24 protein-coding genes and 1 tRNA gene are annotated in these 23,475 nt (G+C 66.1%); 8 read left to right on the top strand and 17 right to left on the bottom strand.

Annotated features, from left to right (window positions below; genetic code table 11):
* The first annotated feature begins 250 nt into the window (after positions 1-250).
* Complete coding sequence (locus F793_RS0102490; protein ID WP_018882086.1) at positions 251-1,621, top strand: KamA family radical SAM protein; 1,371 nt, start codon at positions 251-253, stop codon at positions 1,619-1,621.
* A 38-nt stretch (positions 1,622-1,659) separates the two neighbouring features.
* Positions 1,660-3,018 (top strand): adenosylmethionine--8-amino-7-oxononanoate transaminase, encoded by a 1,359-nt coding sequence (locus F793_RS0102485; RefSeq protein ID WP_018882087.1) that lies wholly within the window; start codon positions 1,660-1,662, stop codon positions 3,016-3,018.
* 199 nt (positions 3,019-3,217) lie between these two features.
* Here F793_RS0102485 and F793_RS0102480 read toward each other — a convergent pair whose 3' ends face one another.
* The 5 genes from F793_RS0102480 to uvrB all read right to left on the bottom strand — a co-directional run bounded on the left by F793_RS0102480 (position 3,218) and on the right by uvrB (position 8,271).
* Positions 3,218-3,970 carry an S-methyl-5'-thioinosine phosphorylase gene (locus F793_RS0102480; RefSeq protein WP_018875478.1) on the bottom strand — a complete coding sequence of 251 codons (753 nt, stop codon included), beginning with the start codon at positions 3,968-3,970 and terminating at the stop codon, positions 3,218-3,220.
* A gap of 14 nt (positions 3,971-3,984) precedes the next feature.
* Positions 3,985-4,536, bottom strand: coding sequence for a hypoxanthine-guanine phosphoribosyltransferase (locus F793_RS0102475; protein ID WP_018882088.1), 552 nt, complete (start codon positions 4,534-4,536; stop codon positions 3,985-3,987).
* A gap of 135 nt (positions 4,537-4,671) precedes the next feature.
* Complete coding sequence (locus tag F793_RS0102470; RefSeq protein ID WP_018866315.1) at positions 4,672-5,040, bottom strand: DsrE family protein; 369 nt, start codon at positions 5,038-5,040, stop codon at positions 4,672-4,674.
* Positions 5,041-5,154: 114 nt separating this feature from the next.
* Positions 5,155-6,198, bottom strand: coding sequence for a beta-N-acetylhexosaminidase (nagZ, locus tag F793_RS0102465; RefSeq protein WP_018882089.1), 1,044 nt, complete (start codon positions 6,196-6,198; stop codon positions 5,155-5,157).
* Between the two features lie 42 nt (positions 6,199-6,240).
* Positions 6,241-8,271: an excinuclease ABC subunit UvrB gene (gene uvrB / locus F793_RS0102460; RefSeq protein WP_018882090.1), complete on the bottom strand. Its 2,031-nt coding sequence runs from the start codon at positions 8,269-8,271 to the stop codon at positions 6,241-6,243.
* An 84-nt stretch (positions 8,272-8,355) separates the two neighbouring features.
* On the opposite strand from uvrB, the gene F793_RS0102455 reads away from it, so the two are divergent.
* Both F793_RS0102455 and F793_RS0102450 read left to right on the top strand, forming a co-directional pair.
* Positions 8,356-9,546, top strand: a complete 1,191-nt coding sequence (locus F793_RS0102455) for a pyridoxal phosphate-dependent aminotransferase (protein WP_018880637.1) — start codon at positions 8,356-8,358, stop codon at positions 9,544-9,546.
* 83 nt (positions 9,547-9,629) lie between these two features.
* Positions 9,630-9,705, top strand: a tRNA-Asn gene (locus tag F793_RS0102450).
* Positions 9,706-9,771: 66 nt separating this feature from the next.
* On the opposite strand, the gene F793_RS0102445 is transcribed toward F793_RS0102450, so the two are convergent.
* Positions 9,772-10,692, bottom strand: a complete 921-nt coding sequence (locus F793_RS0102445; protein ID WP_018875474.1) for a cytochrome c — start codon at positions 10,690-10,692, stop codon at positions 9,772-9,774.
* Positions 10,693-10,701: 9 nt separating this feature from the next.
* Entirely contained in the window at positions 10,702-11,169 is a 468-nt protein-coding gene (locus tag F793_RS0102440) for a cytochrome c (RefSeq protein WP_018866310.1), read from the bottom strand.
* 215 nt (positions 11,170-11,384) lie between these two features.
* Between F793_RS0102440 and F793_RS0102435 the strand changes: the two genes are divergently transcribed.
* Positions 11,385-12,059, top strand: a complete 675-nt coding sequence (locus F793_RS0102435; RefSeq protein WP_026280843.1) for an L-fuculose-phosphate aldolase — start codon at positions 11,385-11,387, stop codon at positions 12,057-12,059.
* Positions 12,060-12,072: 13 nt separating this feature from the next.
* Here the strand turns inward: F793_RS0102435 and F793_RS0102430 are convergent, their stop codons facing one another.
* Positions 12,073-12,633: an NUDIX domain-containing protein gene (locus F793_RS0102430; RefSeq protein ID WP_018866308.1), complete on the bottom strand. Its 561-nt coding sequence runs from the start codon at positions 12,631-12,633 to the stop codon at positions 12,073-12,075.
* A 123-nt stretch (positions 12,634-12,756) separates the two neighbouring features.
* On the opposite strand from F793_RS0102430, the gene hspQ reads away from it, so the two are divergent.
* The 3 genes from hspQ to F793_RS0102415 are packed head-to-tail and all read left to right on the top strand — an operon-like array spanning position 12,757 to position 15,526.
* The gene (hspQ, locus tag F793_RS0102425) at positions 12,757-13,077 is read left to right on the top strand and encodes a heat shock protein HspQ (protein ID WP_018866307.1); all 321 of its coding nucleotides are present in this window, start codon (positions 12,757-12,759) and stop codon (positions 13,075-13,077) included.
* Positions 13,078-13,132: 55 nt separating this feature from the next.
* Positions 13,133-14,824 carry a dihydroxy-acid dehydratase gene (gene ilvD, locus F793_RS0102420; RefSeq protein WP_019592766.1) on the top strand — a complete coding sequence of 564 codons (1,692 nt, stop codon included), beginning with the start codon at positions 13,133-13,135 and terminating at the stop codon, positions 14,822-14,824.
* 15 nt (positions 14,825-14,839) lie between these two features.
* Positions 14,840-15,526, top strand: a complete 687-nt coding sequence (locus tag F793_RS0102415) for a rhomboid family intramembrane serine protease (protein WP_018875469.1) — start codon at positions 14,840-14,842, stop codon at positions 15,524-15,526.
* 24 nt (positions 15,527-15,550) lie between these two features.
* Here the strand turns inward: F793_RS0102415 and galU are convergent, their stop codons facing one another.
* The 9 genes from galU to aroA form a co-directional block, all read right to left on the bottom strand.
* Positions 15,551-16,438 carry a UTP--glucose-1-phosphate uridylyltransferase GalU gene (gene galU / locus F793_RS0102410; RefSeq protein WP_018866304.1) on the bottom strand — a complete coding sequence of 296 codons (888 nt, stop codon included), beginning with the start codon at positions 16,436-16,438 and terminating at the stop codon, positions 15,551-15,553.
* 105 nt (positions 16,439-16,543) lie between these two features.
* Complete coding sequence (locus F793_RS0102405) at positions 16,544-16,825, bottom strand: ComEA family DNA-binding protein (RefSeq protein ID WP_018875468.1); 282 nt, start codon at positions 16,823-16,825, stop codon at positions 16,544-16,546.
* A gap of 126 nt (positions 16,826-16,951) precedes the next feature.
* Positions 16,952-17,695: an orotidine-5'-phosphate decarboxylase gene (gene pyrF / locus F793_RS0102400; protein ID WP_155985257.1), complete on the bottom strand. Its 744-nt coding sequence runs from the start codon at positions 17,693-17,695 to the stop codon at positions 16,952-16,954.
* Positions 17,692-18,924, bottom strand: coding sequence for a tetratricopeptide repeat protein (locus F793_RS0102395; RefSeq protein ID WP_018875466.1), 1,233 nt, complete (start codon positions 18,922-18,924; stop codon positions 17,692-17,694). Before F793_RS0102395 ends, pyrF begins: the two co-directional genes overlap by 4 nt.
* Before the next feature lie 66 nt (positions 18,925-18,990).
* Positions 18,991-19,308, bottom strand: coding sequence for a lipopolysaccharide assembly protein LapA domain-containing protein (locus F793_RS0102390; protein WP_018875465.1), 318 nt, complete (start codon positions 19,306-19,308; stop codon positions 18,991-18,993).
* A gap of 7 nt (positions 19,309-19,315) precedes the next feature.
* A complete protein-coding gene (locus F793_RS13520; RefSeq protein WP_018866299.1) occupies positions 19,316-19,612 on the bottom strand; it encodes an integration host factor subunit beta in 297 nt (98 codons plus the stop codon).
* Between the two features lie 93 nt (positions 19,613-19,705).
* Entirely contained in the window at positions 19,706-21,412 is a 1,707-nt protein-coding gene (gene rpsA / locus F793_RS0102380; protein ID WP_255349376.1) for a 30S ribosomal protein S1, read from the bottom strand.
* A 49-nt stretch (positions 21,413-21,461) separates the two neighbouring features.
* Positions 21,462-22,169 (bottom strand): (d)CMP kinase, encoded by a 708-nt coding sequence (gene cmk, locus F793_RS0102375; RefSeq protein ID WP_018882093.1) that lies wholly within the window; start codon positions 22,167-22,169, stop codon positions 21,462-21,464.
* Entirely contained in the window at positions 22,166-23,470 is a 1,305-nt protein-coding gene (gene aroA / locus F793_RS0102370; RefSeq protein ID WP_018882094.1) for a 3-phosphoshikimate 1-carboxyvinyltransferase, read from the bottom strand. The genes cmk and aroA overlap by 4 nt, the downstream gene beginning before the upstream one ends.
* Between the last annotated feature and the right edge of the window lie 5 nt (positions 23,471-23,475).

The raw sequence follows: 23,475 nt of genomic DNA, 5'->3' as shown, positions 1-23,475 counted from the left end.
GGCGGCCCGTAGAACACCGTTTGCGCGCCAGAGCCGCCGTGACCGGTGCCGCGTGTCAGGCGCTTGTTGTGATTCCCCGGGCAAGTTGTTAATTTGCCGGCACCCTGAATACCCCGGGTCTGCGCCTCAATCCATGTCATCGGGTTTGGTGAACGGACCCTCGCAGCGGCCGCATGGCCTCGTCCACCGCGCCTTCCGGCCTCCCGCAGGCGCTGCGCCGTTTTGCACCTTGCCAGTACAGGAGGGACGGATGAATTCCGTTGTCCAGTTCTATCGGGACCCCGAGCTCGGGGCCGTCGAGTCGCGCGAATTCCGGGTCTTCAATGACCGTTCGCTCGATCGTATTCCGGCGGTCGCGGCGCTGCCGGAGGCCATGCGGTTCGAAATGCGCGTGGTCGCCAGCGTGCTGCCGTTCCGGGTCAACGACTACGTGATCGAGGAACTGATCGACTGGGATCGCGTCCCCGACGACCCGATGTTCCAGCTGACCTTCCCGCAGCGGGAGATGCTGGAACCGGGGGCCTTCGAGCGTATGGCCGATCTCCACCGAAAGGGTGCATCACGTGGCGAGATCCAGGCCCTGGCGCGTGAACTGCGCGAGGACCTGAACCCGCATCCCGCCGGCCAGCTGGAACTCAACCGGCCCAGCGAGGAAGCCGGCGAGGTGATCAACGGGCTGCAGCACAAGTACCGCGAGACGGTCCTGTTCTTCCCCGGACAGGGGCAGACCTGCCACAGCTATTGCACCTTCTGCTTTCGCTGGGCCCAGTTTGTCGGAGACAAGGAACTGCGGATCGCCAGTACCGATGCCGGATTGCTGCACGACTACCTGCGCAGCCACACGGAGATCAGCGACCTGCTGATGACGGGCGGCGACCCGCTGGTGATGAAAACCAAGCACCTGAAGGCCTACCTGGAGGGATTGCTGGAGCCGGATCTGGCCCATGTCCAGACCGTCCGTATCGGCACCAAGGCCCTGACGTTCTGGCCCTATCGCTTTGTCACGGACAGTGACGCGGACGAGCTCCTGCACCTCCTGGAGCGACTCGCGGAGGCGGGGAAACATGTGGCGCTGATGGCCCATTACAACCATCCCCACGAGCTGCGTACCCCGATCGCGCGCGAGGCGATCCGCCGCGTCCGGGATACCGGCGCCGAGATTCGTGCCCAGGGTCCGTTGCTGCGGCACATCAACGATGACCCGGGCGCATGGGCGGATCTGTGGCGAGAAGAGGTCCGCCTGGGGATCATCCCGTACTACATGTTCGTCGAGCGCGACACCGGCGCCCGACGCTATTTCGAGGTGCCACTGGCCCGGGCCTGGGAGATCTATCGCGAGGCCATGCAGCAGGTTTCCGGACTGGGTCGCACCGCCCGGGGCCCCTCGATGAGCGCGGAACCCGGCAAGGTCGAGATCCAGGGCGTGGCGGAGATCCAGGGCGAGAAGGTATTCGTGCTGCGCTTCATCCAGGCGCGCAATCCCGACTGGGTACAGCGGCCCTTCTTCGCGCGTTATGACGACCAGGCCACCTGGCTGGATCAGCTGGAGCCGGCCTTTGGCGAGGAGCGCTTCTTCTTCGAGGACGAACGGGCCGCGATGAAGGCCGAATCCGGTCAGTAACCGCCTTCTATGCGAGCGGCTTTGGCACAATACGCTCCATGGACAACAACACCCTGAAGCAACGCGACCTGCGCGCCCTCTGGCATCCCTGCACCCAGATGAAGGATTACGGCGAGGAGGGCACCCTCCCGCTGCTCCCGATCCAGCGCGGGGAGGGCGTCTGGTTGTACGACTTCGACGGCAACCGCTACCTGGACGCGATCAGTTCCTGGTGGGTCAATCTCTTCGGTCATGCCAATCCGCGAATCGGCGATGCGGTCAAGGACCAGCTGGACCGGCTGGAGCACGTGATCCTTGCGGGCTGCACCCACGAACCGGTGGTCGAACTCTGCGAGCGCCTGATCGACATCACCCCGGACGGCCTGGAGCGGGTCTTCCTCGCGGACAATGGCAGCGCCGGGGTCGAGGTCGCGCTGAAGATGAGCTTCCATTACTGGCGCAACGTCGGCCGCCCGCGGAAGACCCGATTCATCCGCCTTTCCAACAGCTATCACGGCGAGACACTGGGCGCGCTTTCGGTCAGTGACGTGCCGCTGTACAGCGCCACCTACGAGCCACTGATGCTGGACGTGATCACCGTCCCGGCGCCCGACTGCTTCGAGCGCGAGGCGGGCGAGAACTGCGCCGACGTCGCCCGGCGGCAGTTCGCTCACATGGAGGAGGCCCTGGCGGCGCATGGCGACGAGGTGGCCGCGGTCATCATCGAGCCGCTGGTGCAATGCGCCGGCCATATGCGCATGTACGATCCGGAGTATCTGCGCCTGTTGCGCGCGGCCTGCGACCGCCACGGCGTGCACCTGATCGCCGACGAGATTGCCGTGGGCTTTGGCCGCACCGGCACGCTGTTCGCCTGCGAACAGGGGCCGATCACGCCCGATTTCCTGTGCCTGTCGAAGGGGCTGACCGCCGGCTATCTGCCCATGGCCGCGGTGCTCACCACGGACTCGATCTACCAGGCGTTCTACGACGATTACGAAAAGCTCAACATGTTCCTGCACTCGCATTCCTACACCGGGAATCCGCTGGCGTGCAGGGCGGCACTGGCGACACTCGACATCTTCCAGGCCGATCCGGTTATCGAGCAAAACCGTCAACTTGCCAAACATATCGCGAAACGACTGGAACCTCTGAAGGCGCATCCGCACGTCGCCGACGTGCGCCAGCACGGCATGATCGCGGCGGTGGAACTGGTGCAGGACAAGGCGACCCGTACGCCATACCCGTGGCAGGAACGCCGCGGCCTGCACATCTATCGCCACGGGCTGACCCGCGGTGCCTTGCTGCGACCGCTGGGGAACGTGAGCTACCTGATGCCGCCATATGTCATCACCGAAGACCAGATCGACTTTCTGGTGGAGGTGATGGCCGAGGGGATCGAGAAGGCCGTGCACGCCTGATCCGGCGACAACCCGGGCACTTCGCCAGGGATTGAGGGCGAGCCTCGCGCCGTACAGTTGTACCCATAACGACGCATAATACATATTATGTTAAATCCGAGGTGAGCGACGGTTGGCGGGTTTCAGGTCAGTCGCCGGTATCTCCCCCGGTCTTGCCCGTCCGGGCCCGAATCCGGCCTTGGCCGGGCTCCGGCGGTTCTCAGGAAAGACTGCTGATCACGTGGGTCAGGATCTGTTTGACCCGCGTCATGCCCACATCCAGATTGGCCGCGATGTCGTCCATGGTGATCTCGCCCTCCGCCCGGCCGGCGGCCCAGTTGGCGATCACGGCGCAGCAGGCGTAGTTGAGGCCCAGTTCGCGCGCCAGGGCCGCCTCGGGCATGCCGGTCATGCCGACCAGGTCGCAGCCGTCGCGTTCCAGTCTGTCGATCTCCGCGGCCGTCTCCAGGCGGGGTCCCTGTGTGGCACCGTAGGTCCCGTGCTCCACCGCCTCGATCCCGAGTTCGTCGATTGCCCGGATCAGGGTCTGGCGAACCGCCTCGTTGTATGGCCAGGTCATGTCGATATGCGTGACCTCTTCCAGGTCACCGCCTTCGAAAAACGTGTTCGCGCGTGACCAGGTGTAGTCGATGATCTGGTCCGGGATCGCGACCACCCCCGGCTTCATCTCCTCGGTGATCCCGCCGACCGCGGCGACGGCGACCACGTTGTCGATACCGGCGTTGTGCAGTGCCCAGATATTGGCCCGGTAGTTCACCTGGTGTGGCGGGATGGTGTGGCGCGCCCCGTGGCGCGGGAGGAACACGATCTCGATGTCGTTCAGCCGGCCAAAAACCAGCGGGCCGGAGGGCTCCCCATAGGGCGTGTGCATCACCTGGCGTCGGGTGATCTGCAGGTCTTTCAGTCGGGTTAGACCAGTGCCGCCGATGACGGCGATGCGGGGTGCGGACATTACTCAGTGCTTCCCTAGTGGTCGGCCACGGCGAAGATACCGGGCGCGTTGCGCAGGTAGTCCTGGTAGTCCATACCGTACCCGAAAAGGTAGCGGTTGGGCGCCTCCAGGGCCGCGTAGTCGACGGTGATTGCCGGATCCCGGTCGGGGTTGTGCTTGTCGACCAGGACGATGGAGACGACCTGCCGGGCGCCCTGCTCTTCGCAGAAGGTCTTGATGCCTTCCAGGGTAATGCCGCCGTCGAGGATATCGTCGACGATCACGACGGTACGGTCCCGCAGGGCCGCCTGGGGACGCGCCAGCCAGTGCAGCTGGTCGCCGCCGCGGGTGCCGCCGCGATACCGCGTGGCATGCAGGTAGTCGACCTGCATCGGGAACGACCAGCGCGTCAGCAGCCCGCCCATCAGCACCACACCCCCGTTCATCACGCCCATCACCAGCGGATTGCGGTCCTTCAGCGCGACCGCCGTGCGTTCGGCCAGACGGTCGATCGCGGTCTCGACGGCGTCACGGCTGAAGAGACAGTCGGCATCACGCAGCGTGGCTCGCGCCTGTTCCGGGCTCATGGCATGTCCTGGGGGTGTCGGTGCGGGAAATCATGTCCGAGCATCCGGAGCGAGGCAAGCTCGCAAATTCCGGACCCCGGAAACGCAACCGGCCGGCACAAGGGCCGGCCGGCTGGCAGACGAAGGTCGAGGACCTTAGTAGGTGAAGGTCACCGTGTCGTCGTCCATCGCTTCGGAGATCACGTAGGCGCCGCCCACGGTTTCCTCGATTTCCGGGATCAGGTCGTTGCCCCACAGATCCAGGGTCGGGGTGCAGACCTTCATCACGACGCCGGCCTCGTGGGCATCCTTCATGAAGTCGTAGACGCTCTTGCTGGAGCCTTCCTGCACGAACAGGTTTTCGGCCACGCCCTTCTTGGCGAGTTCGCCGGCACGACCGGTCATCACGACTTCAACGTCGTATTCCATCGCGGCGGCGACAGTGGCCTGGAAGAACGGGGCACCCAGTTCGGAAGCGTTGCTCGGGTCGGTGTTGACCATGACGATCAGGAGCTTGTCGGCCATTTTGGATCTCCAACTTCAGTGGTGAGTGTGAATATTACTAGCTGCTCAATCGCAGACCGGTGGCGCATTATAGGCGCCTCGACGCGCGGGCGCCAATGCGCCGCCCGGCACGGTTCAGGCGGTGGCGAGCTGGCTTGCGCGGAGCCAGCGATCGAGCTGCGCGCGAAGCGCCGGGAGGCGGTTTGGATCGGCATCGACGGGCCGTGCGCGCAGGCGTTCCAGGCGGCGCGCCGACTCGGCGGACAGGGGCTGATCCACCTGGGCCTCCAGGATCCGGTCGGCCTGTTCCGGCTCGTTGCAGATCAGCACCATGTCGCAGCCGGCGGCGCGTGCGGCGGCCGCCCGTTCCGCGGGGTCGCCGATCCCCTCGGCGCCGGCCATCGCCAGGTCATCGCTGAGGATGGCGCCGCGATAGCGCAGTTCGCGGCGGAGGATGTCCTGCAGCCAGACACGCGAGAATCCGGCGGGATAGCCGTCGACCTGAGGGTACAGGACGTGCGCCGGCATGATCCCCTCGAGATCTCCAAGCACGGGCCGGAAGGCCTCGAGATCCTGATTCTCGATTTCGGACAGGGGGCGATCATCGACCGGCAGCGCGACATGGGAATCCGCCTTCACGGCACCGTGCCCCGGGAAGTGCTTGCCGACCGCGGCCATGCCGGCGGCAGCCAGGCCCCGGATCAGTTCGCCGGCGAGGCGTGCGATCACGTCCGGGTCGTAATGAAACGCCCGGTCGCCGATGACGTCACTGATCTCCAGATCGCGGTCGAGGACGGGCGTGAAACTGAAATCGATATCCAGTGCGCGCAGTTCCCGCGCGAGCAGCTCGCCGGTCGCATGCGCCAGTTCACAGGCCTTGTTGCGGTCGTAGTCGTAGACGTGGCCCAGCTGGCGCATGGGCGGGATCGCGGTGAAGCCCTCGCGCAGGCGCTGCACCCGCCCGCCTTCCTGATCCACGGCGATCAGGATGCCGGGGCGCTCGGCGCGGATCGCGGCGACCAGCGCCTGGATCTGCGTCGGCGTGCCGGCATTGCGGGCAAACAGGATCACCCCGCCGGTGGCGGGATGTCGCAGGCGTTCGCGATCTTCCGGGGTGAGTTCGATTCCGGCGACGTCGAGCATCACCGGACCCAGGGGCAAGGGATCGTTCTGGGACATCAATCAAAGGCTCGAATCGGCGCTCCCGCGGGAGCCATCTTTTCAGGATAGCGAGGCTTCGGGGAGAAAGGCGAGTGCCTTGAGCTTCTCGATGCGGTCGCGGATGCGGGCCGCCTCCTCGAATTCGAGGTCGCGGGCCTTGGCGAACATCTCCTGTTCGAGGCGCTCGATCTCCTTCGCCGCGTTCTCCGGCGCCCCCAGGTAGTCGGCGCCCTCCTCCGCGACCTTCCGCCCGCGCCGGCCGCCGGAACCGGGCGTGGCGTTGCGCGCCTCGAGGATGTCCGCGATGTTCTTGCGGATGCCCTGGGGCGTGATCCCGTGGGCCTCGTTGTGCTCGATCTGCTTGGCCCGGCGGCGCTCGGTCTCGTCGATGGCGCGTTGCATGGAGCCGGTGATCTTGTCGGCGTAGAGGATGGCCTTGCCGTTCACGTTGCGCGCGGCGCGGCCAATGGTCTGGATCAGCGAGCGGTCGGAGCGCAGGAAGCCCTCCTTGTCCGCGTCCAGGATCGCCACTAGGGAGACCTCGGGCATATCCAGCCCCTCGCGCAGCAGGTTGATGCCGACCAGGACGTCGAACTCGCCCAGCCGCAGGTCGCGGATGATCTCCATGCGTTCCACCGTGTCGATATCCGAGTGCAGATAGCGCACGCGCACGCCGTGTTCGGTGAGGTAGTCCGTGAGGTCCTCGGCCATGCGCTTGGTCAGGGTGGTAATCAGCACCCGTTCGTCGCGTTCGACGCGATCGCGCACCTCCGAGAGGGCGTCGTCCACCTGCGTACCGGCCGGACGGACCTCCAGTTCCGGGTCGAGCAGCCCGGTCGGGCGGACCACCTGGTCGACAATCGCCCCGGCATGTTCGCGCTCGTACGGACCCGGGGTGGCCGAGACGTAGATGGTCTGCGGCATCAGGTCCTCGAACTCCTCGAAGCGCAGCGGACGGTTGTCCAGAGCCGATGGCAGGCGGAAGCCGTATTCCACCAGGGTCTCCTTGCGCGAGCGGTCGCCCTTGTACATCCCACCGACCTGCGGCACGGACACGTGGGACTCGTCGATCACCAATAACGCATCCTTGGGCAGGTAATCGAAGAACGTCGGCGGTGGTTCCCCCGGCGCGCGTCCGGAGAGGTAGCGCGAATAGTTTTCGATCCCGTTGCAGTACCCGATCTCCAGGATCATCTCCAGGTCGAACAGCGTGCGTTGCTCCAGGCGCTGGGCCTCGACCAGCCGATCCTCCTTGCGCAGGAATTCCAGGCGCTCCTTGAGTTCGTCGCGGATGTGGTCCACGGCCTCCAGCAGGGTCTCGCGCGGGGTTACGTAGTGCGTCTTGGGGTAGATCGTAAGACGCGGCACCGTGCGCAGCTGTTCGCCGGTGAGCGGGTCGAAGTACGACAGCCGCTCCACCTCGTCGTCGAACAGCTCGATGCGCACCGCCTCGCTGTCGGATTCTGCCGGGTGGATGTCGATCACCTCGCCGCGTACGCGGTAGGTGGCGCGCCGCAGTTCGGTGTCGTTGCGGGTGTACTGCAGTTCCGCCAGACGCCGCAGCAGGTCGCGCTGGTCGATCCGGTCGCCGCGCTCGACGTGCAGCACCATCGACAGATACTTGCGCGGGTCGCCCAGGCCGTAGATGGCCGACACCGAGGCCACGATGATTGCGTCGCGCCGCTCCAGCAGCGCACGGGTGGCGGACAGGCGCATCTGCTCGATGTGATCGTTGATCGAGGCGTCCTTCTCGATGTAGGTGTCCGACGACGGGACGTAGGCCTCCGGCTGGTAGTAGTCGTAGTAGGAAACGAAGTACTCCACCGTGTTTTGCGGGAAGAACTCCTTGAATTCCCCGTACAACTGCGCCGCAAGCGTCTTGTTGGGTGCCAGGATGATGGTGGGGCGCTGTACCTGCTCGATCACGTTGGCGATGGTGAAGGTCTTGCCCGATCCGGTTACGCCGAGCAGCACCTGGTGCGCGAGGCCGGCCTCCAGCCCTTCGGTCAGCGCGCGGATCGCCGTCGGCTGATCGCCCGCCGGCTGATACTCCGATACGACCTTGAATTGTTCGCCTTCGCCTGGCTGCACCTTATCCTCCGCGCCTGATTTCAGTATCATTTCGCCCCGACCGCCCGCGCGGCCCATCGACCCGATCACACAGAGGCCTACCCCTTGGATATCGAGCTTTCCGACCGCGTCCAGCGCATCCAGCCCTCCCCCACTCTCGCCGTCAGCGCGCTGGCCGCTCAGCTTCGCGCGGAGGGGCGGGACATCGTCGGGCTGGGGGCCGGAGAACCGGATTTCGATACCCCCGAGCATATCAAGCAGGCGGCGGTGGACGCGCTTGCCCGCGGAGAAACCAAGTACACTCCGGTGGACGGTACGGCCAGCCTCAAGGCGGCCATCATCCGCAAATTCGATCGCGACAACGGCCTGACGTTCACCCCTGACCAGATCCTGGTGTCCTCCGGTGGCAAGCAGAGCATCTTCAATCTCTGCCAGGCCCTGCTGAATCCCGGGGACGAGGTCGTGATCCCCGCCCCCTACTGGGTGTCCTACCCGGATATCGCCCTGCTGGCCGGGGCGCGCCCGGTGATCGTCAGCGCCGAGCAGGACGCCGGCTTCCGCATCACCGGGGAACAGCTGGAGGCCGCGATCACCCCGAACACCCGCCTGGTGTTCCTGAACAGCCCGTCCAATCCCACGGGCGCGGCGTATTCGGCCGCCGAGTTGACCGAACTGGCCGAGGTGCTGCGGCGCCACCCCCGAGTGGTCATTGCCACGGATGACATGTACGAACATATCCGGTTTGGCTCGGCGCCGTTCGTGAACATCGTCAACGTCGCCCCGGATCTGCTCGAGCGCACCGTGGTGCTGAATGGCGTATCCAAGGCCTATGCGATGACCGGCTGGCGCATCGGCTACGCCGGTGGTCCTAAGAACCTGATCGCGGCGATGAAGAAGATTCAGTCGCAAAGCACCTCCAATCCGACCTCCATTGCCCAGGCCGGCGCCGAGGCCGCATTGAACGGCGACCAGGGCTGCGTGGTGGCCATGTGTTCGGCCTTCGCCGAGCGCGCTCGCCACGTCGTGGACGGCCTCAATGCCATCGAGGGGATCGACTGCCTCATGCCGGACGGCACCTTCTACTGCTTCCCTCGCGTCACCGGCCTGATGGCGGCAGCCGATATCGACACCGACGTCGCCCTGACCAAGCAGCTGCTGGACGAGGTGGGCGTGGCCCTGGTTCCGGGGAGCGCCTTCGGCGCGCCGGGCCATGTGCGTGTCTCGTTCGCCACCAGCGTGGACCAGCTCGACAAGGCCCTGGAGCGCCTGCGCGAGTTCGTGGCGCGCCACCACTGACGCCGGGTACGGCGGCGAAACGCGTCGGGCGGCCAGATTTTCCTTGACGCCCCCGCCCCGCCCGATTAGGATTTGCGCCCAATTCCCCGGTAGCTCAGTCGGTAGAGCGGGTGACTGTTAATCACTAGGTCGGCGGTTCGAGCCCGTCCCGGGGAGCCAGACAAAGAAAAAGCCAGGTCACCATGACCTGGCTTTTTTCGTTTGGGGGGTTACGGTCCCGTTACCCTACTCTGGCTCGTGCTCGAGGGGCTCCAGCGACTGCAGGTAGACGGCAATCGCGCGGCGGTCTTCGTCGGTCAGATGAGCGGTGCCGTGGTCGATCACGTCGGCCATGGCGCCGCCGGCAAAGTCGCCGTCGCGGGTCAGGCCCATCTCCAGGTAGCGGGCGATATGGCGTTCGCCCCAGCGTCCGATGCCGGTCTCGCGATCCGGGGTGATGTTCGAGGCGACGTCCCCGTCCGGCAGGCGTGCCCCGGCGCCCAGCCGCTCCAGGTCGAGACCGCCGGTCCGAGTGCGCGGGGTGTGGCACTCCATGCAGTGGCCGAGGGCCAGGGTCAGGTAGGCGCCGCGGTTCCACGGCTCCGATTCGTCCGGGTCGGGTTCGAAGGCCCCCGGCTCGAAATGCAGCCACTTCCAGCCCATCAGGGACGGCCGGAACCGCGCGTACCAGACCAGATCGTGCGGCGTGTTCTCCCGCGCCACAGGCTCGACCTCGGCCTGCAGGAAGGCCCACAAGGCCTCGATGTCCTCGTCCTTCATGCGGGTGTAGGAGGTAAACGGAAACGCGGGATAGTAATGCCGTCCGTCCGGCCCGCGGCCCTGCTGGAGCGCGCGCTTGAAGTCGTCCTCGGACCATCCGCCGATGCCGTGTTCCGGATCCGGCGTGATGTTGGGCCCGTAGAACACGCCAAAGGGGCTCTCGATGGGGCGCCCGCCGGCCAGAAACTCGCCGTCTTCCGCCGTGTGGCAGGTGACACAGCCCCCGGCCCGCAGGACGTACTCGCCATAGGCGATGCGATCCTCCGCGTCCGCCTCGGGCTCCAGCTCACCGATCGAGGTGTCCGCCTGTATGGGGGCGGACCCGATCAGGCCGGCAAGACAGAGGGCCGGCAGCCAGGCTGTCGGCCCTCGTTTGGTACCCGCCATTGCCACCGATCAGTCGCGGCGGAAGTCGTCGTGGCAGGCCTGACAGGACTGCCCGAGGTTGCGGAAGCGAATGGCGTATTCGTCTTCGTTGCCCGCCTCCACGGCGGCATGGAGCGCCTCGGCGGCCTCGCGGGTGTCGTTGGAGAGTTCCTCGAAGCGCTCCCAGTCATCCCAGATCTCTTCCTTGGCATCGGTATCCGGGAAGTCGCTGCCCTCGGGGAACAGGCTGGGGATATCCTGACTGAGCGCCACCAGCTGGCTGGTGTGCATCTCGAGGTTGTCCCCGAAATCGGCTCCATCCACGACCACGGCGGCGATGGCCCCGACGTTCCCGCCGATCGCGCGCATCACGCCCTGACGGTAGTCGATGGTCGCCTCGTGTTCGTCAAAGGCGTGGACGGTGCTGCCAGCGCTCAACCCGAGGGTGAGCGCGGCGGCCACGGCCGAGGCGGTGACAAGACGTGCGGCATTCTTCATGGTGCTTCCTCCCTGTAACGAAAAGAATCTCGCCCGTGGCGGGCGAGCCGAAGCCTGAACGCTACCCGAGAACTGTAGACGACCCGCCGGCCGCCTTGCCACGGGGCGAAGGGTCCCGCGAAAACTCGCCAGACCTGCCCCATTGACCCTGCTCCGCGCGCGGGGTTCCCGGAGGCCCGTTACAATCGCCCGGCACCCAGTCGTCTGGTACCCACATGCACGAATACAGCCTCCCACCCGCCGACGCGACCGCTTTGCGCGAGGCCGTCATCCACGCCGGCCTGGAGACCAACCGCCGCGGCCTCAATCAGGGCACGTCGGGCAACATCAGTGTGCGCCTGGGCGATGGCATGCTGATCACGCCATCCGGTGTGCCCTACGAGGCCCTGCGTCCGGAGGACCTGGTGTACGTGGATGCCGCCGGGCGCTGGGACCCGCAGCGCAAGCCCTCCAGCGAGTGGCACTTCCACCGCGCGATCCTGCAGGCCCGCCCGGAGCTGGGCGCGGTTGTCCACGTGCACTCTGTGTACGCCAGCGTGGTGGCCATCCAGGGACGCGACATCCCTGCCCTGCACTACATGATCGCGGCGGCGGGCGGGAACTCCATTCGCTGCGCGCCGTATGCGACCTTCGGTACGGAGGCGCTTTCGCGCCTGGCGGTTGAGGCCCTCGAGGACCGTACTGCCTGTCTACTCGCCAACCACGGCATGATCGCCACCGGGCCGGACCTTGAGCGGGCCCTGTGGCTCACCGAGGAAGTCGAGCTGCTGGCGCGCCAGTACGTCCTGAGTCTGCAGATCGGCGGGCCCGCGCTGCTGGATGACGCGGAGATGGACCGGGTGCTGGAGAAGTTCCGCCACTACGGGCCGCAGCGCGACGCGCCACAATAGTTGGCAGAATGGTTCAGAGCCCCGGCACCGCTTCGTCCGCCTCCGGCAACGGCGCCGAGCGCGGGGCGAAGTCGATCCGCTCGCGGGTTTCCAGGTAATGACGCAGCGCCCAGCTCACGGACGGGAACGCACGTTCCTCCAGCGGCGGCAAGGCGTCGAACGGGAACAGCTTCACCTCTTCGGACTCCGGGCCGGGGGCGATCGTGTCGCTCAGCAGGCGCGCCCGGTAGATCATCTGCACATGCCCGACGTGCGGCACGCTGTACACCCCCAGCAACTGATCGACTTCCAGCTCCGCGCGGGCCTCTTCCCAGGCCTCGCGGCGGGCGCCCTCACCCGGGCTCTCGCCCTTTTCCATGAAACCGGCCGGCAGGGTCCAGTAACCTCGGCGGGGCTCGATCGCCCGGCGACATAGCAGGACGCGATCCTCCCATATGGCCACGCTCCCGACGATGATTCGCGGGTTCTCGTAGTCCACGAAGCCACAATGGTCACAGACGCGGCGCTCGCGATCATCGCCCTGCGGTACTTCGTTGTGGAAACGTGGACTCAGGCCGGTCGGGTTACGATTCATGGCGGTTCCGTGAGGGCGTGTCAGGAGCTGCAAACAGGTAAACCGGCGCGGCGTGCCCTGAACATGCAACGCCGGTGGCGGTCCACAATAGAAAAGGCGCACCGACGCAGTACAGAGGGGATCATGACCACACGCACACGCTTTACCGTCGGTGAACTGGTTCACCATACCAAGTTCGATTACCGCGGTGTGATCGTCGACGTGGACCCGGTATACGCCGGTTCCGATGAATGGTACGAGACGGTGGCCAGGAGTCGTCCGCCGAAGGATCAGCCGTGGTATCACGTACTGGTGGATGGCTATTCGCACAGCACCTACGTGGCCGAACGCCACCTGGAACCGGATCCGCGCGGGGAGCAGATCGAGCATCCGGCCCTCGGGCAGTTCTTTGACCGGTTCATGAATGGACGCTATTCGCGCCACGGGGATCCCGGCGCCCATTGATCGCGGCCGCCGCTTCTTGGGGCACCCCGTTCAACCCAATACGACAGGGACGCATATGGCACAGGACAACCGGCGCAGTCGCGTCGTCACAGAAGGCCCGCGCCGGACGCCGAATCGCGCGATGCTGCGCGCGGTCGGTTTCGGAGATGACGATTTCCGGCGCCCGATCGTGGGGATCGCCAATGCCCACAGCACCATCACCCCCTGCAATATGGGGATCGGCGCCCTCGCCGCCCGAGCCGAGCAGGCGGTGCGTCAGGCCGGGGGCATGCCCCAGACCTTCGGCACAATCACCATCTCCGACGGCATCTCGATGGGCACCCCCGGGATGAAGTACTCCCTGGTCTCGCGCGAGGTCATCGCGGACGCCATCGAGACCGTCGTCAATGGCCAGAGCCTGGACGGCATCCTGGCCACCGGTGGCTGCGACAAGAACATGCCCGGAGCGATGATCGCGCTGGCCCGGCTCAATGTGCCCGGGATCTTCGTCTACGGCGGCACGATCAAGCCGGGGCACTACAAGAACCAGGACCTGACCATTGTCAGCGCCTTCGAGGCCGTGGGACAGCATGGGGCTGGCAAGCTGTCCGACGAGGATCTGCTGGGCGTGGAGAAGAACGCCTGCCCCGGCGCCGGTTCCTGTGGCGGCATGTTTACCGCCAACACCATGTCCAGCGCCTTCGAGGCCATGGGGATGAGCCTGCCCGGGTCCTCCACCCAGGCGGCGGAGGACCCGGAAAAGGGCGATTCCGCGGCGCGTTCGGCGGAGGTCCTGCTGGACGCAATCCACGCCAACCGCCGGCCACGCGACATTCTGACCCGCGAGGCCTTCGAGAATGCCCTCGCCGTGGTCATGGCGCTGGGCGGTTCCACCAATGCCGTACTCCATCTGCTGGCGATCGCGCACGCGGCGGATGTGCCGCTGGACATCGACGATGTCGAGCGGGTTCGCCGCAAGGTCCCGGTCCTGTGCGATCTGAAGCCTTCCGGGCGCTATGTCACCACCCAGTTCCATGCGGTGGGCGGGACACCCCAGGTGATGAAGATGCTGCTGGATGCCGGGTGGTTGCACGGCGACTGCCTGACCATCACCGGCGCGACGCTGGCCGAGACCCTGCGCGATATTCCCGCGACTCCCCCGGAGGACCAGGACATCATTCGCCCCCTAGACCGGCCGCTGTATCCACACGGGCACCTGGCCATCCTCAAGGGGAATCTGGCCGCCGAGGGCGCCGTGGCCAAGATCACTGGTCTCAAGCGGACCGCGATCTCGGGCCCCGCGCGCTGCTTTGATTCCGAGGAAGAATGCCTGGACGCGATCCTGGCCGGACGGATCCAGGCGGGGGATATCCTGGTCATCCGCTACGAGGGCCCGCGCGGCGGGCCCGGCATGCGCGAGATGCTGGCCCCCACCGCAGCCATTATCGGGGCTGGTCTGGGCGATGCGGTCGGCCTGATTACCGATGGTCGCTTCTCCGGCGGCACCTACGGGATGGTGGTTGGCCATGTCGCGCCGGAGGCCGCCGTCGGCGGCACGATCGCGCTGGTCCAGGACGGCGACGTCATCGAGATTGATGCCAGCGAGAACCGCCTGGCCCTGCAGGTCGATGACACCGAGCTGGAGCGTCGGCGCGCCCGCTGGACGACCCCCGCCCCGCGCTTTGATCGCGGGGTGCTGGGCAAGTATGCCCGGCTGGTGGGTTCGGCGAGCCGAGGCGCCGTGACCGACGACTTCAGCGGCACCTGACGCCCGCCCGCGCCCATGACGCATCCGGATCCGCGGCACCCCGATTTCAGCATGCTGCCGCCGGTGATCGGCTTCCTGCTGATCACCAACGTCGCTCTGTTTCTCGCGATGCCCTGGCTGGGCGACTGGCTCGTCAACCATTTCGGGCTCTGGCCCGTCGGCACCCCGGCCACTATCCACCAGGACGGCACTTGGATGCGGGTTCCGGACTTCCAGTTATGGCAGCTGGTGACCTACGGCTTCCTGCACGGCGGCCCGATTCACCTGTTCGTGAACCTGTTTGCCGTGTGGATGCTGGGCGTGCAGATCGAGAATGCCTGGGGCTCGCGCACTTTCGCCGTGTATTTCCTGGTCTGCGTGATCGGGGCCGGGCTGGTGCAGCTGTTCGTGACCGCCTACGGCAACGGCGACATGATCTATCCGACCATCGGCGCGTCGGGGGGCGTATTCGGGGTTCTGCTGGCGTTCGGGATGATGTTCCCCAACCAGCGCCTGTTCCTGATCTTCCTGCCGATTCCGATCAAGGCGAAGTATTTCGTCATCGGCTACGGGGCGCTGGAACTGTACCTGGGAATCTCGGGCACCCTCGCCGGCATCGCCCACTTCGCCCACCTGGGCGGCATGGCCTTCGGCTTCTTGCTGATCCAGTACTGGCGCGGCCGCCTGCCCATCCGGCCGCGCCAGCGCCGTTTCTGGTGGTAGCGGCCCGGGTTGTGACGGACTCGATCAGCCCGCCGAGCGGGCCCGGAGGTATGCGGCGAAGTCGTCCTTCAGTTCCGGATGGTTGAGTGCAAACTCCACCGTCGCCTCCAGGTAACCCAGCTTCGACCCACAGTCGAAGCGACGCCCCTCGAAGTTGAAGGCCGTCACCCGTTCCAGTTCGAGCAGGCGTGCGATCGCGTCCGTCAGCTGGATCTCGCCGCCCGCCCCCGGCTTCTGGGTTGCCAGCATTTCGAAGATCTTCGGGGTCAGGACATAGCGCCCGACCACCGCGACACTGGATGGCGCATGGTCGGGGTCGGGCTTTTCCACGATGCCCTTGACGTCCCAGCTGCGCGGGCCGGTCTGCACCGGGTCGATGATGCCGTACTGGTGGGTGCGATCGGGCGGCACCTCCTCCACCCCCAGCACGCTGCAGCCGTGCTCGGCGTACTGCTCGACCATCTGCCGCGTCGCCCCGCCGTTGGCCGATTCGATCAGGTCATCGGCCAGGATTACCGCGAAGGGTTCGTTGCGGACGATCGGATGCGCGCAGGCCACCGCATGTCCGAGACCGAGTGCGTCGGACTGACGCACATAGACGCAGGTCACATTGGGGGGAACGATGTTCCGAACCTGCTCGAGCAGTTCGGTCTTGCCCCGCTCTTCCAGCTCGTGTTCGAGTTCGTAGGCCTTGTCGAAGTGATCCGGAATGGATCGCTTGTTTCGCCCGGTCACGAACACCAGGGTCTCGATGCCGGCGGCAACGGCCTCCTCCGCCGCGTACTGGATCAACGGCTTGTCCACGACCGGAAGCATCTCTTTCGGGTTTGCCTTGGTCGCCGGCAGAAAGCGCGTACCCATCCCGGCAACCGGGAACACGGCGGTACGAATCGGGGCGTGATTCTGGCTCATTCCTTCTCCTGGTGACTTCACAGCAAACCCCCGGCCAACGCATCCTTTCGGACCCGTCGACCGGGGGCCGGTAGTGAGTGGCGGCCCATGCCGCCACCCGTCTCGCTACTCGACGACGATGCGCTCGAGGTTCATCTCCACGGTGCGCTCGCCAATCCCGGACACCTCGGTCAGGGCCTGGACCGAGGCGAAGTCACCGTGTGCCTCGCGGTGCTCCACAATGGCTTGCGCCTTGACCGGTCCCACGTTCTCCAGTGCGGCCAGCTCGTCGGCCGATGCCCCGTTCAGGTTGACCGGCTGGCCGCCCGATGCGGTCACCATGACCAGTGGCAGGACACAGAGGCCCGCCAGGGCCCAGCACTTCGCGCATTGGAACAGCTTGTTCATGAAAACGCTCCTTATCTTCGTTGAACGATCGGTGCATCCGTGCACCGCGTGGTAGACCCGGATTCCAACCTTCAACCCGAGACTACCCGGGCATCCTAGCGAGAACAGCCCCGCCGGAAAACCCCCTCATTCCACGGCGTCATTCGGCATGTTCAGGCTTGTGACGAAGGCCTCCATCGCCGCGGCCGGGTCGGGGGCGCGGGTGATCGGCCGGCCGACCACGATCGCGCTGGCGCCCGCCTCCAGGGCCCGCTCGGGGGTCATGACACGCTTCTGGTCATCGCCTCCCGTGTCTTCCAGCCGGATCCCCGGTGTTACCAGGAGTGGCCGCTCGCCCAGCCGGCGCCGCAGCATGGCGGCCTCCTGCGCCGAGCACACCAGGCCCTCCAGCCCCGCCTTTTGTATCGCCAGTTCCCCCAGCAAGCCCACCTGATCGGCCGGCTCGCGACTCACGCCGATCTCACGCAGGGTGCCGGCGTCGCTGGAGGTCAGCACCGTGACGGCCAGCAGCGCCGTGGTGTCGTTGGTTTCGCGTACCGCTTCGTGTGCGGCCCGCATCATCTCCAGGCCGCCGCTGGCATGTACGTTGATCAGCCACACGCCGGTACGCGCCGCGGCCCGGCAGGCAGCCGCCACGGTATTCGGGATGTCGTGAAACTTCAGGTCCAGAAACACCCGAAAGCCGAGGTCGTGGAGCCTTTGCAGCAGCGCCGGACCGGCGACCACGAACAGTTCGAAGCCGACCTTCAGGGCGCACTGCGCCGGGTCGAGTTGTCGGGCGAATGCCAGCGCCGCATCGGCCTCTGCAAAGTCGAGGGCGACGATCAGGCGCGTGGCGGGTTCCGGGGTCACTGTCGTGGGTCGGCTCATGGGTGGTGGCTCCCTTCGCGGATCAACGCCTCCTCGGCGGCTTCCGTCGTCTGGTCGATATCGAAATCAAGCCCGCGCAGGGTATCCCAGCGCCGGCAGCTCGGGCACTGCCATACATGCGCCCGTCCCTGGTAGCCGCAGTTCCCGCATTGGTACAAGTGTTGGCTGCCAAGCTGGTCGGCCAGGGCCTTCTCGAACGCCGAGAATTCCGTGCTGTATTGCTGCACCGCCGGCAGGATCTTCATCCAGCGAACCGCCTCCAGCAGGCCCGAGGTCGGGACCGGGCGTTGCGCCAGGATCTGCCCCAGTTCGGAAAGCGCGGCGTCCAGCCGTCCCGTGCGCCGGTACAGCCGCATCAGGGCAATCCGCGCCATGGTGATCCCGCGACTTCGGGCCAGGTCGTCCAGGAGTTCCTCCAGCTGCCCCAGACGGTTCTCGCCGGGCAGTTCCTGATGCAGGCGCTCGATCCGGGGCACCAGGAGGGGCGCCAGTTGCGGGGTGCGCGCCACGGCATCCCGCCCGAACCGGATCGCCTCGCGGATCTCGCCGGCGCGCGCCGCAATCTCCGACTGGATCAGCAGAGCCCGCGACAGACCGGGAACCAGTTCCTCGGCCTGTTTCGCGCGCGCCCTCGCCTCCTCGTGGTCGTCCTGGTCCAGCGCGATCCGCGCCAGTTCGCAGTGGTAGTGGGCGATCCGCAGCTGTTCATGGGCGACCCCATGCGCCTTCAGCCGGTCGCCCACCTCGATCGCCCGCTCCCATTCCCGCTGGGTTTCGTAGACCTGGCGCAGGCCCTCCAGGGCCGGCACGGCCTGGTGCGGCGAGTCCGCGAGTTCGCGAAAGACGGCCTCGGCCCGGTCCAGCACTCCCGCCAGCAGGAAGTCCTCGCCGAGCTCGCAAAGGGCCTGGGCCCGCTGGGCCGCCGGCAGCGTCGGGCGCGCCACCAGGTTCTGGTGGATGCGAATGGCGCGATCCACCTCGCCCCGGCGCCGGAACAGCCGCCCGAGGATTACATGCGTCTCGAAAGTCTCGTGATCGACCTCCACCATCTCGATGAAGGCCTGCAGCGCATCATCGGTGCGATCATCCAGCAGGTGGCGTACGCCCTCGAGGTAACGATCCAGTGACGGCTCGCGCTCTTCCTGGTCTTCCGGCACGCCATAGCGTGCCAGCCACCAACCACTTGCCGCGGCGAGCGGGAGCAGCAACCAGAACCAGTCATTGATCATCGGCGAGTACGCTCCCCGGGTACGGACAGCGAAACAAAAGGTATGGAAGACCGCATGGCGATGCGGCTAGTAGAAATCCCGCATGGGTGCGGTACGCAGCTGCTCGACCTCGACCTTGAGGGCATGGTTCTGCTCGCGCAGGTCGGCGATCTTCTGCCGCAGCCGGCGCAGGCGCAGCCAGAGCACCAGCGAGGCCAGGATCACTCCAAACAAGGCGGCCAACCCGAGGAACACCACCAGGGGGGCCTCGATCTCGAGACCCGGCAACACCAGTGTCACCAGGGCTTCGTTCAGAACAACAAGAATACCGACCGCGGACGAGATCAGGATCAGCGCGACAAACGCCACGGTGTTGCGAATCTTCTGTCGCCGCCGCTCGTCCATGGACGGTCTAGCCGTTTTCGGCTACAGAATCGTTTACCCGTTCGCGCAATTCCTTGCCGGGCTTGAAATGAGGGACATGCTTGCCGGGCAAGGCAACGCCTTCACCGGTCTTGGGGTTCCGGCCCAGTCGGGGTGGCCGGAAGTGCAGCGAAAAGCTGCCAAAGCCGCGAATCTCCACCCGTTGCCCGTTCGCCAGCGCGTGGCTCATGCGTTCGAGCAATGCCTTGACGGACATCTCCACGTCCCTGGCTGGCAGATGAGGTGACTTCCGGGCGAGGTTCTCGATCAATTCCGATTTGGTCATCTGGCACTCGTCACAGACAGGAAGGAAATCCGGTTTCCCGGTACAAAATGGCCCACGGCACCCCTTGGCACCGCGGGCCACGACGGAACGGACTTAGTCGTTCTTGTCCATCTGTTCCTTCAGCAGATCGCCCAGCGTGGTACCGCCGCCGGCATTACTGCCGTAGTCGGAGACCATCTCGGCTTCTTCCGCCCGGTCCTTGGCCTTGATCGACAGGCTGATGGCGCGGGTCTTCTTGTCGACGCCCATGAACTTGGCCTCGACCGTATCGCCCACCTTCAGCACGGTGCTGGCGTCTTCCACGCGGTCCTGGGAGATATCGGCCGCGCGCAGGATGCCGTCGATGCCGTCAGCCAGTTCGACCACGGCTGCCTTGGCATCCACTTCCTTGACCGTGCCGGAGACAATGCTGCCCTTGCTGTGCTCGGCCACGAAGTTGGCGAACGGATCGCGATCCAGCTGCTTCAGGCCCAGGGAGATACGCTCGCGCTCGGGATCCACGGACAGGACCACGGCCTCGACCTCGTCACCCTTCTTGAAGTTGCGAATGGCTTCTTCGCCCGCTTCGTGCCAGGACAGATCGGAAAGGTGGATCAGGCCGTCGATGCCACCTTCCAGGCCCACGAACACGCCGAAATCGGTGATCGACTTGATCTGGCCGCTGACCTTCTCGCCGCGGTTGTGGTTGGCCGCGAAGTCGTCCCACGGATTCGACTGGCACTGCTTCATGCCCAGCGAGATGCGGCGGCGTTCTTCGTCCAGGTCCAGGATCATCACCTCGACCTCGTCGCCGATCGCGACCATCTTGCCCGGGTTGACGTTCTTGTTGGTCCAGTCCATCTCGGACACGTGCACCAGGCCTTCCACGCCGTCTTCGATTTCCACGAAGCAGCCGTAGTCGGTGATGTTGGTGACCTTGCCGAAGATGCGGGTGCCGGTCGGGTAACGGCGGGTGATGTTCTCCCACGGATCCTCGCCCAGCTGCTTCAGGCCCAGCGACACACGCATGCGCTCGCGATCGAACTTCAGGACCTTGACCTCGACTTCCTGGCCGATCTCGACCACGTCGGACGGATGCTTGACGCGCTTCCAGGCCATGTCGGTGATGTGCAGCAGGCCGTCGATGCCGCCCAGATCCAGGAACGCACCGTAATCGGTGAGGTTCTTGACGATGCCCTTGACCTGCGCGCCTTCCTGCAGGTTCTTCAGCAGTTCCTCGCGCTCGGCGCTGTATTCCTGCTCGACCACGGCGCGGCGCGACACGACCACGTTGTTGCGGCGGCGATCCAGCTTGATGAGCTTGAACTCCAGCTCCTTGCCTTCCAGATAAGCGGTATCGCGCACCGGACGGACATCCACGAGTGAACCCGGCAGGAACGCCCGGATATCGCCCAGCTCGACGGTGTAACCGCCCTTGACCTTGCCGGAGATCTTGCCGGTGACGTACTGCTCTTCTTCCATCGCAGCTTCGAGACGGTCCCAGGCCTTGGCCCGCTTGGCCTTTTCGCGCGACATGCGCGTCTCGCCGAAACCGTCTTCCGGGGTCTCGAGGGCCACTTCGACGACATCGCCGACCTTGACCTCGAGCTCACCCTCGTCGTTCATGAACTGCTCGGTGGGGATGACCCCCTCGGACTTCAGGCCGGCGTTCACCACGACGACGTCCGGGGTTACCTCAATGACGGTGGCACTGAGGATGGCACCCGGCTGCATCTGGGTGTAGGCCATGCTCTCTTCGAGCAGTTGCGCGAAACTTTCACTCATGGATTTGTGAACCTGTGGTTTAACAAATGCTTGCAGAAACTTCCTGCAACCAGTTCTAGACGTTGATAATCCCGCTTCCGACGGCTTATTCCGCGGGGCGGGGGCTTTGTTCCGGGAGTACGTCCCGGAGGCGCTCCAGGATCATGTCCACCACGCCAACGATGTCGAGGTCCGTGCTATCCAGTTCCCAGGCATCTTCGGCGGGCTTGAGGGGGGCCACGCTGCGCTCGCGGTCGCGACGGTCGCGGGCCTCCATCTCGTCCTGAAGGGCGGAGAGATTAGCACTAAGTCCTTGTTCCTTCAACTGCATGTAACGCCGGCGCGCCCTTTCCTCGGCAGAGGCCGTGAGAAAGATCTTCAGGTCCGCCGCGGGGAAGACCACGGTCCCCATATCGCGCCCGTCCGCGACCAGCCCGGGGGGCTTGGCGAAGCCGCGCTGGCGCTCCAGCAGGGCCTCGCGCACGGCCGGGATGGCGGCCACCCGGGAGGCATCGCTGCCGGCCTGTTCGGTGCGCAGCAGCTGATCGACCGGCGCCCCCTCCAGCAGGGTCGTCACCGCCGTCGCGTCTCGATTCACCTCGAAGTCGACGTCGAGACCGGCGGCCAGTCGAGCGAGTGCGGCCTCGTCGGTCAGCTCGACCCCGTGCTGGCGTGCCGCCAGCCCCAACAGACGGTACAGCGCGCCGCTGTCCAGCAGATGCCAGCCCATGGCGGCGGCCACGCGCATGCAGACCGTGCCCTTGCCGGCCCCGCCCGGGCCGTCGATGGTCAGTACCGGAATTTCCGAACTCATGCGGCCTCCAGCTGCAGCCCGGCCTCGCGTGCAAGCGCCACAAAGCCGGGGAAGGATGTACCCACGTTCGCGCAATCGTGGATCCGGATGGGGGCGGTGGCCCGCAGGCCCGCCATCGCGAACGACATGGCGATGCGGTGATCGCCGTGGCTGTTGATCTCGCCACCGGTGAAGCCATCGCCGCCCTGGATCCGGATACCATCCGGCTGCACGGCGCAGTCGACCCCGAGCGCGGCGAGGCCGTCGGCCATCACCTGGATACGGTCGCTCTCCTTGACCCGCAGCTCCTCGGCGCCGGTCAGTACGGTCTCGCCCTCGGCGCAGGCCGCGGCGACGAAGATCGCGGGGAATTCGTCGATCGCCAGCGGCACCAGGTGCTCCGGAATCTGGATCCCCTTGAGCGGGGCGGCCTCGACCTCCAGATCCGCCACCGGCTCGCCGCCTGCCTCGCGTTCGTTGAGGATGCGGATCTCGGCGCCCATCAGGCGCAGGATATCGATCACACCGGTGCGGGTCGGATTGATGCCGACATGCTCCAGATGCATGCGCGAACCGGCCGCGATCGAGGCCCCGACCAGGAAAAAGGCGGCCGAGGAGATATCCGCCGGCACATCGACCGGACTCGCGACCAGCCGGCCACCCCCCTCGACGCAGGCCCGTGGCCCGTCGCGTTCGACCGCGTAACCGAAGCCGGCCAGCATGCGTTCGGTGTGATCCCGCGTGGCTGCCGGCTCGGTCACGCAGGTCTTGCCATCTGCCCACAGGCCTGCCAGTAGCAGGGCGGATTTGACCTGGGCGCTGGCGACCTCGAGCACATGGTCGGTACCCCGCAGGGAGGCGCCGCCGTGCACCCGCAGGGGGGGCGTCCCGGCATCGCTGGTCTCGATCCTGGCCCCCATGCGGGCCAGCGGGTTGGTGACCCGGCGCATCGGACGCCCGGAGAGAGAGCGATCGCCGACCAGTTCACTGTCGAAGGCCTGCCCGGCGAGGACCCCGCACAGCAGCCGCATCGCGGTCCCCGAGTTGCCCATGTCCAGCGCAGTCGGCGGGGCCTGCAGCCCGCGAAGACCGGCGCCCTGGATGCGCACGCAGCCCGGTCCGGTGCGTTCGATGGCCACGCCCATCGCGCGGAAGGCCTCCAGCGTGGCGATGCAATCCGCCCCTTCGAGAAAGCCGGTCACATGGGTCTCGCCCTCGGCCAGCGCCCCGAGCATGATGGCGCGGTGGGAAATCGATTTGTCGCCCGGCACGCGGGCGTGGCCCGCAAGCTGGCCTCCGGGCTGTACGGTAAAGGTATTCATGGGGT

It is taken from the genome of Thioalkalivibrio sp. ALE22, from assembly GCF_000381445.1.
GTDB lineage: Bacteria > Pseudomonadota > Gammaproteobacteria > Ectothiorhodospirales > Ectothiorhodospiraceae > Thioalkalivibrio.
The sequence above is the reverse complement of the archived record's forward strand: the minus strand, read 5'-3'. Positions and strand labels throughout refer to the sequence as shown.

Coding starts and splice junctions, on each gene's coding strand:
- F793_RS0102490 (WP_018882086.1), top strand. CDS start 251: ATGAATTCCGTTGTCCAGTTCTATCGGGACCCCGAGCTCGGGGCCGTC.
- F793_RS0102485 (WP_018882087.1), top strand. CDS start 1,660: ATGGACAACAACACCCTGAAGCAACGCGACCTGCGCGCCCTCTGGCAT.
- F793_RS0102480 (WP_018875478.1), bottom strand. CDS start 3,970: ATGTCCGCACCCCGCATCGCCGTCATCGGCGGCACTGGTCTAACCCGA.
- F793_RS0102475 (WP_018882088.1), bottom strand. CDS start 4,536: ATGAGCCCGGAACAGGCGCGAGCCACGCTGCGTGATGCCGACTGTCTC.
- F793_RS0102470 (WP_018866315.1), bottom strand. CDS start 5,040: ATGGCCGACAAGCTCCTGATCGTCATGGTCAACACCGACCCGAGCAAC.
- nagZ (WP_018882089.1), bottom strand. CDS start 6,198: ATGTCCCAGAACGATCCCTTGCCCCTGGGTCCGGTGATGCTCGACGTC.
- F793_RS0102445 (WP_018875474.1), bottom strand. CDS start 10,692: ATGGCGGGTACCAAACGAGGGCCGACAGCCTGGCTGCCGGCCCTCTGT.
- F793_RS0102440 (WP_018866310.1), bottom strand. CDS start 11,169: ATGAAGAATGCCGCACGTCTTGTCACCGCCTCGGCCGTGGCCGCCGCG.
- F793_RS0102435 (WP_026280843.1), top strand. CDS start 11,385: ATGCACGAATACAGCCTCCCACCCGCCGACGCGACCGCTTTGCGCGAG.
- F793_RS0102430 (WP_018866308.1), bottom strand. CDS start 12,633: ATGAATCGTAACCCGACCGGCCTGAGTCCACGTTTCCACAACGAAGTA.
- hspQ (WP_018866307.1), top strand. CDS start 12,757: ATGACCACACGCACACGCTTTACCGTCGGTGAACTGGTTCACCATACC.
- ilvD (WP_019592766.1), top strand. CDS start 13,133: ATGGCACAGGACAACCGGCGCAGTCGCGTCGTCACAGAAGGCCCGCGC.
- F793_RS0102415 (WP_018875469.1), top strand. CDS start 14,840: ATGACGCATCCGGATCCGCGGCACCCCGATTTCAGCATGCTGCCGCCG.
- galU (WP_018866304.1), bottom strand. CDS start 16,438: ATGAGCCAGAATCACGCCCCGATTCGTACCGCCGTGTTCCCGGTTGCC.
- F793_RS0102405 (WP_018875468.1), bottom strand. CDS start 16,825: ATGAACAAGCTGTTCCAATGCGCGAAGTGCTGGGCCCTGGCGGGCCTC.
- pyrF (WP_155985257.1), bottom strand. CDS start 17,695: ATGAGCCGACCCACGACAGTGACCCCGGAACCCGCCACGCGCCTGATC.
- F793_RS0102395 (WP_018875466.1), bottom strand. CDS start 18,924: ATGATCAATGACTGGTTCTGGTTGCTGCTCCCGCTCGCCGCGGCAAGT.
- F793_RS0102390 (WP_018875465.1), bottom strand. CDS start 19,308: ATGGACGAGCGGCGGCGACAGAAGATTCGCAACACCGTGGCGTTTGTC.
- F793_RS13520 (WP_018866299.1), bottom strand. CDS start 19,612: ATGACCAAATCGGAATTGATCGAGAACCTCGCCCGGAAGTCACCTCAT.
- cmk (WP_018882093.1), bottom strand. CDS start 22,169: ATGAGTTCGGAAATTCCGGTACTGACCATCGACGGCCCGGGCGGGGCC.
- aroA (WP_018882094.1), bottom strand. CDS start 23,470: ATGAATACCTTTACCGTACAGCCCGGAGGCCAGCTTGCGGGCCACGCC.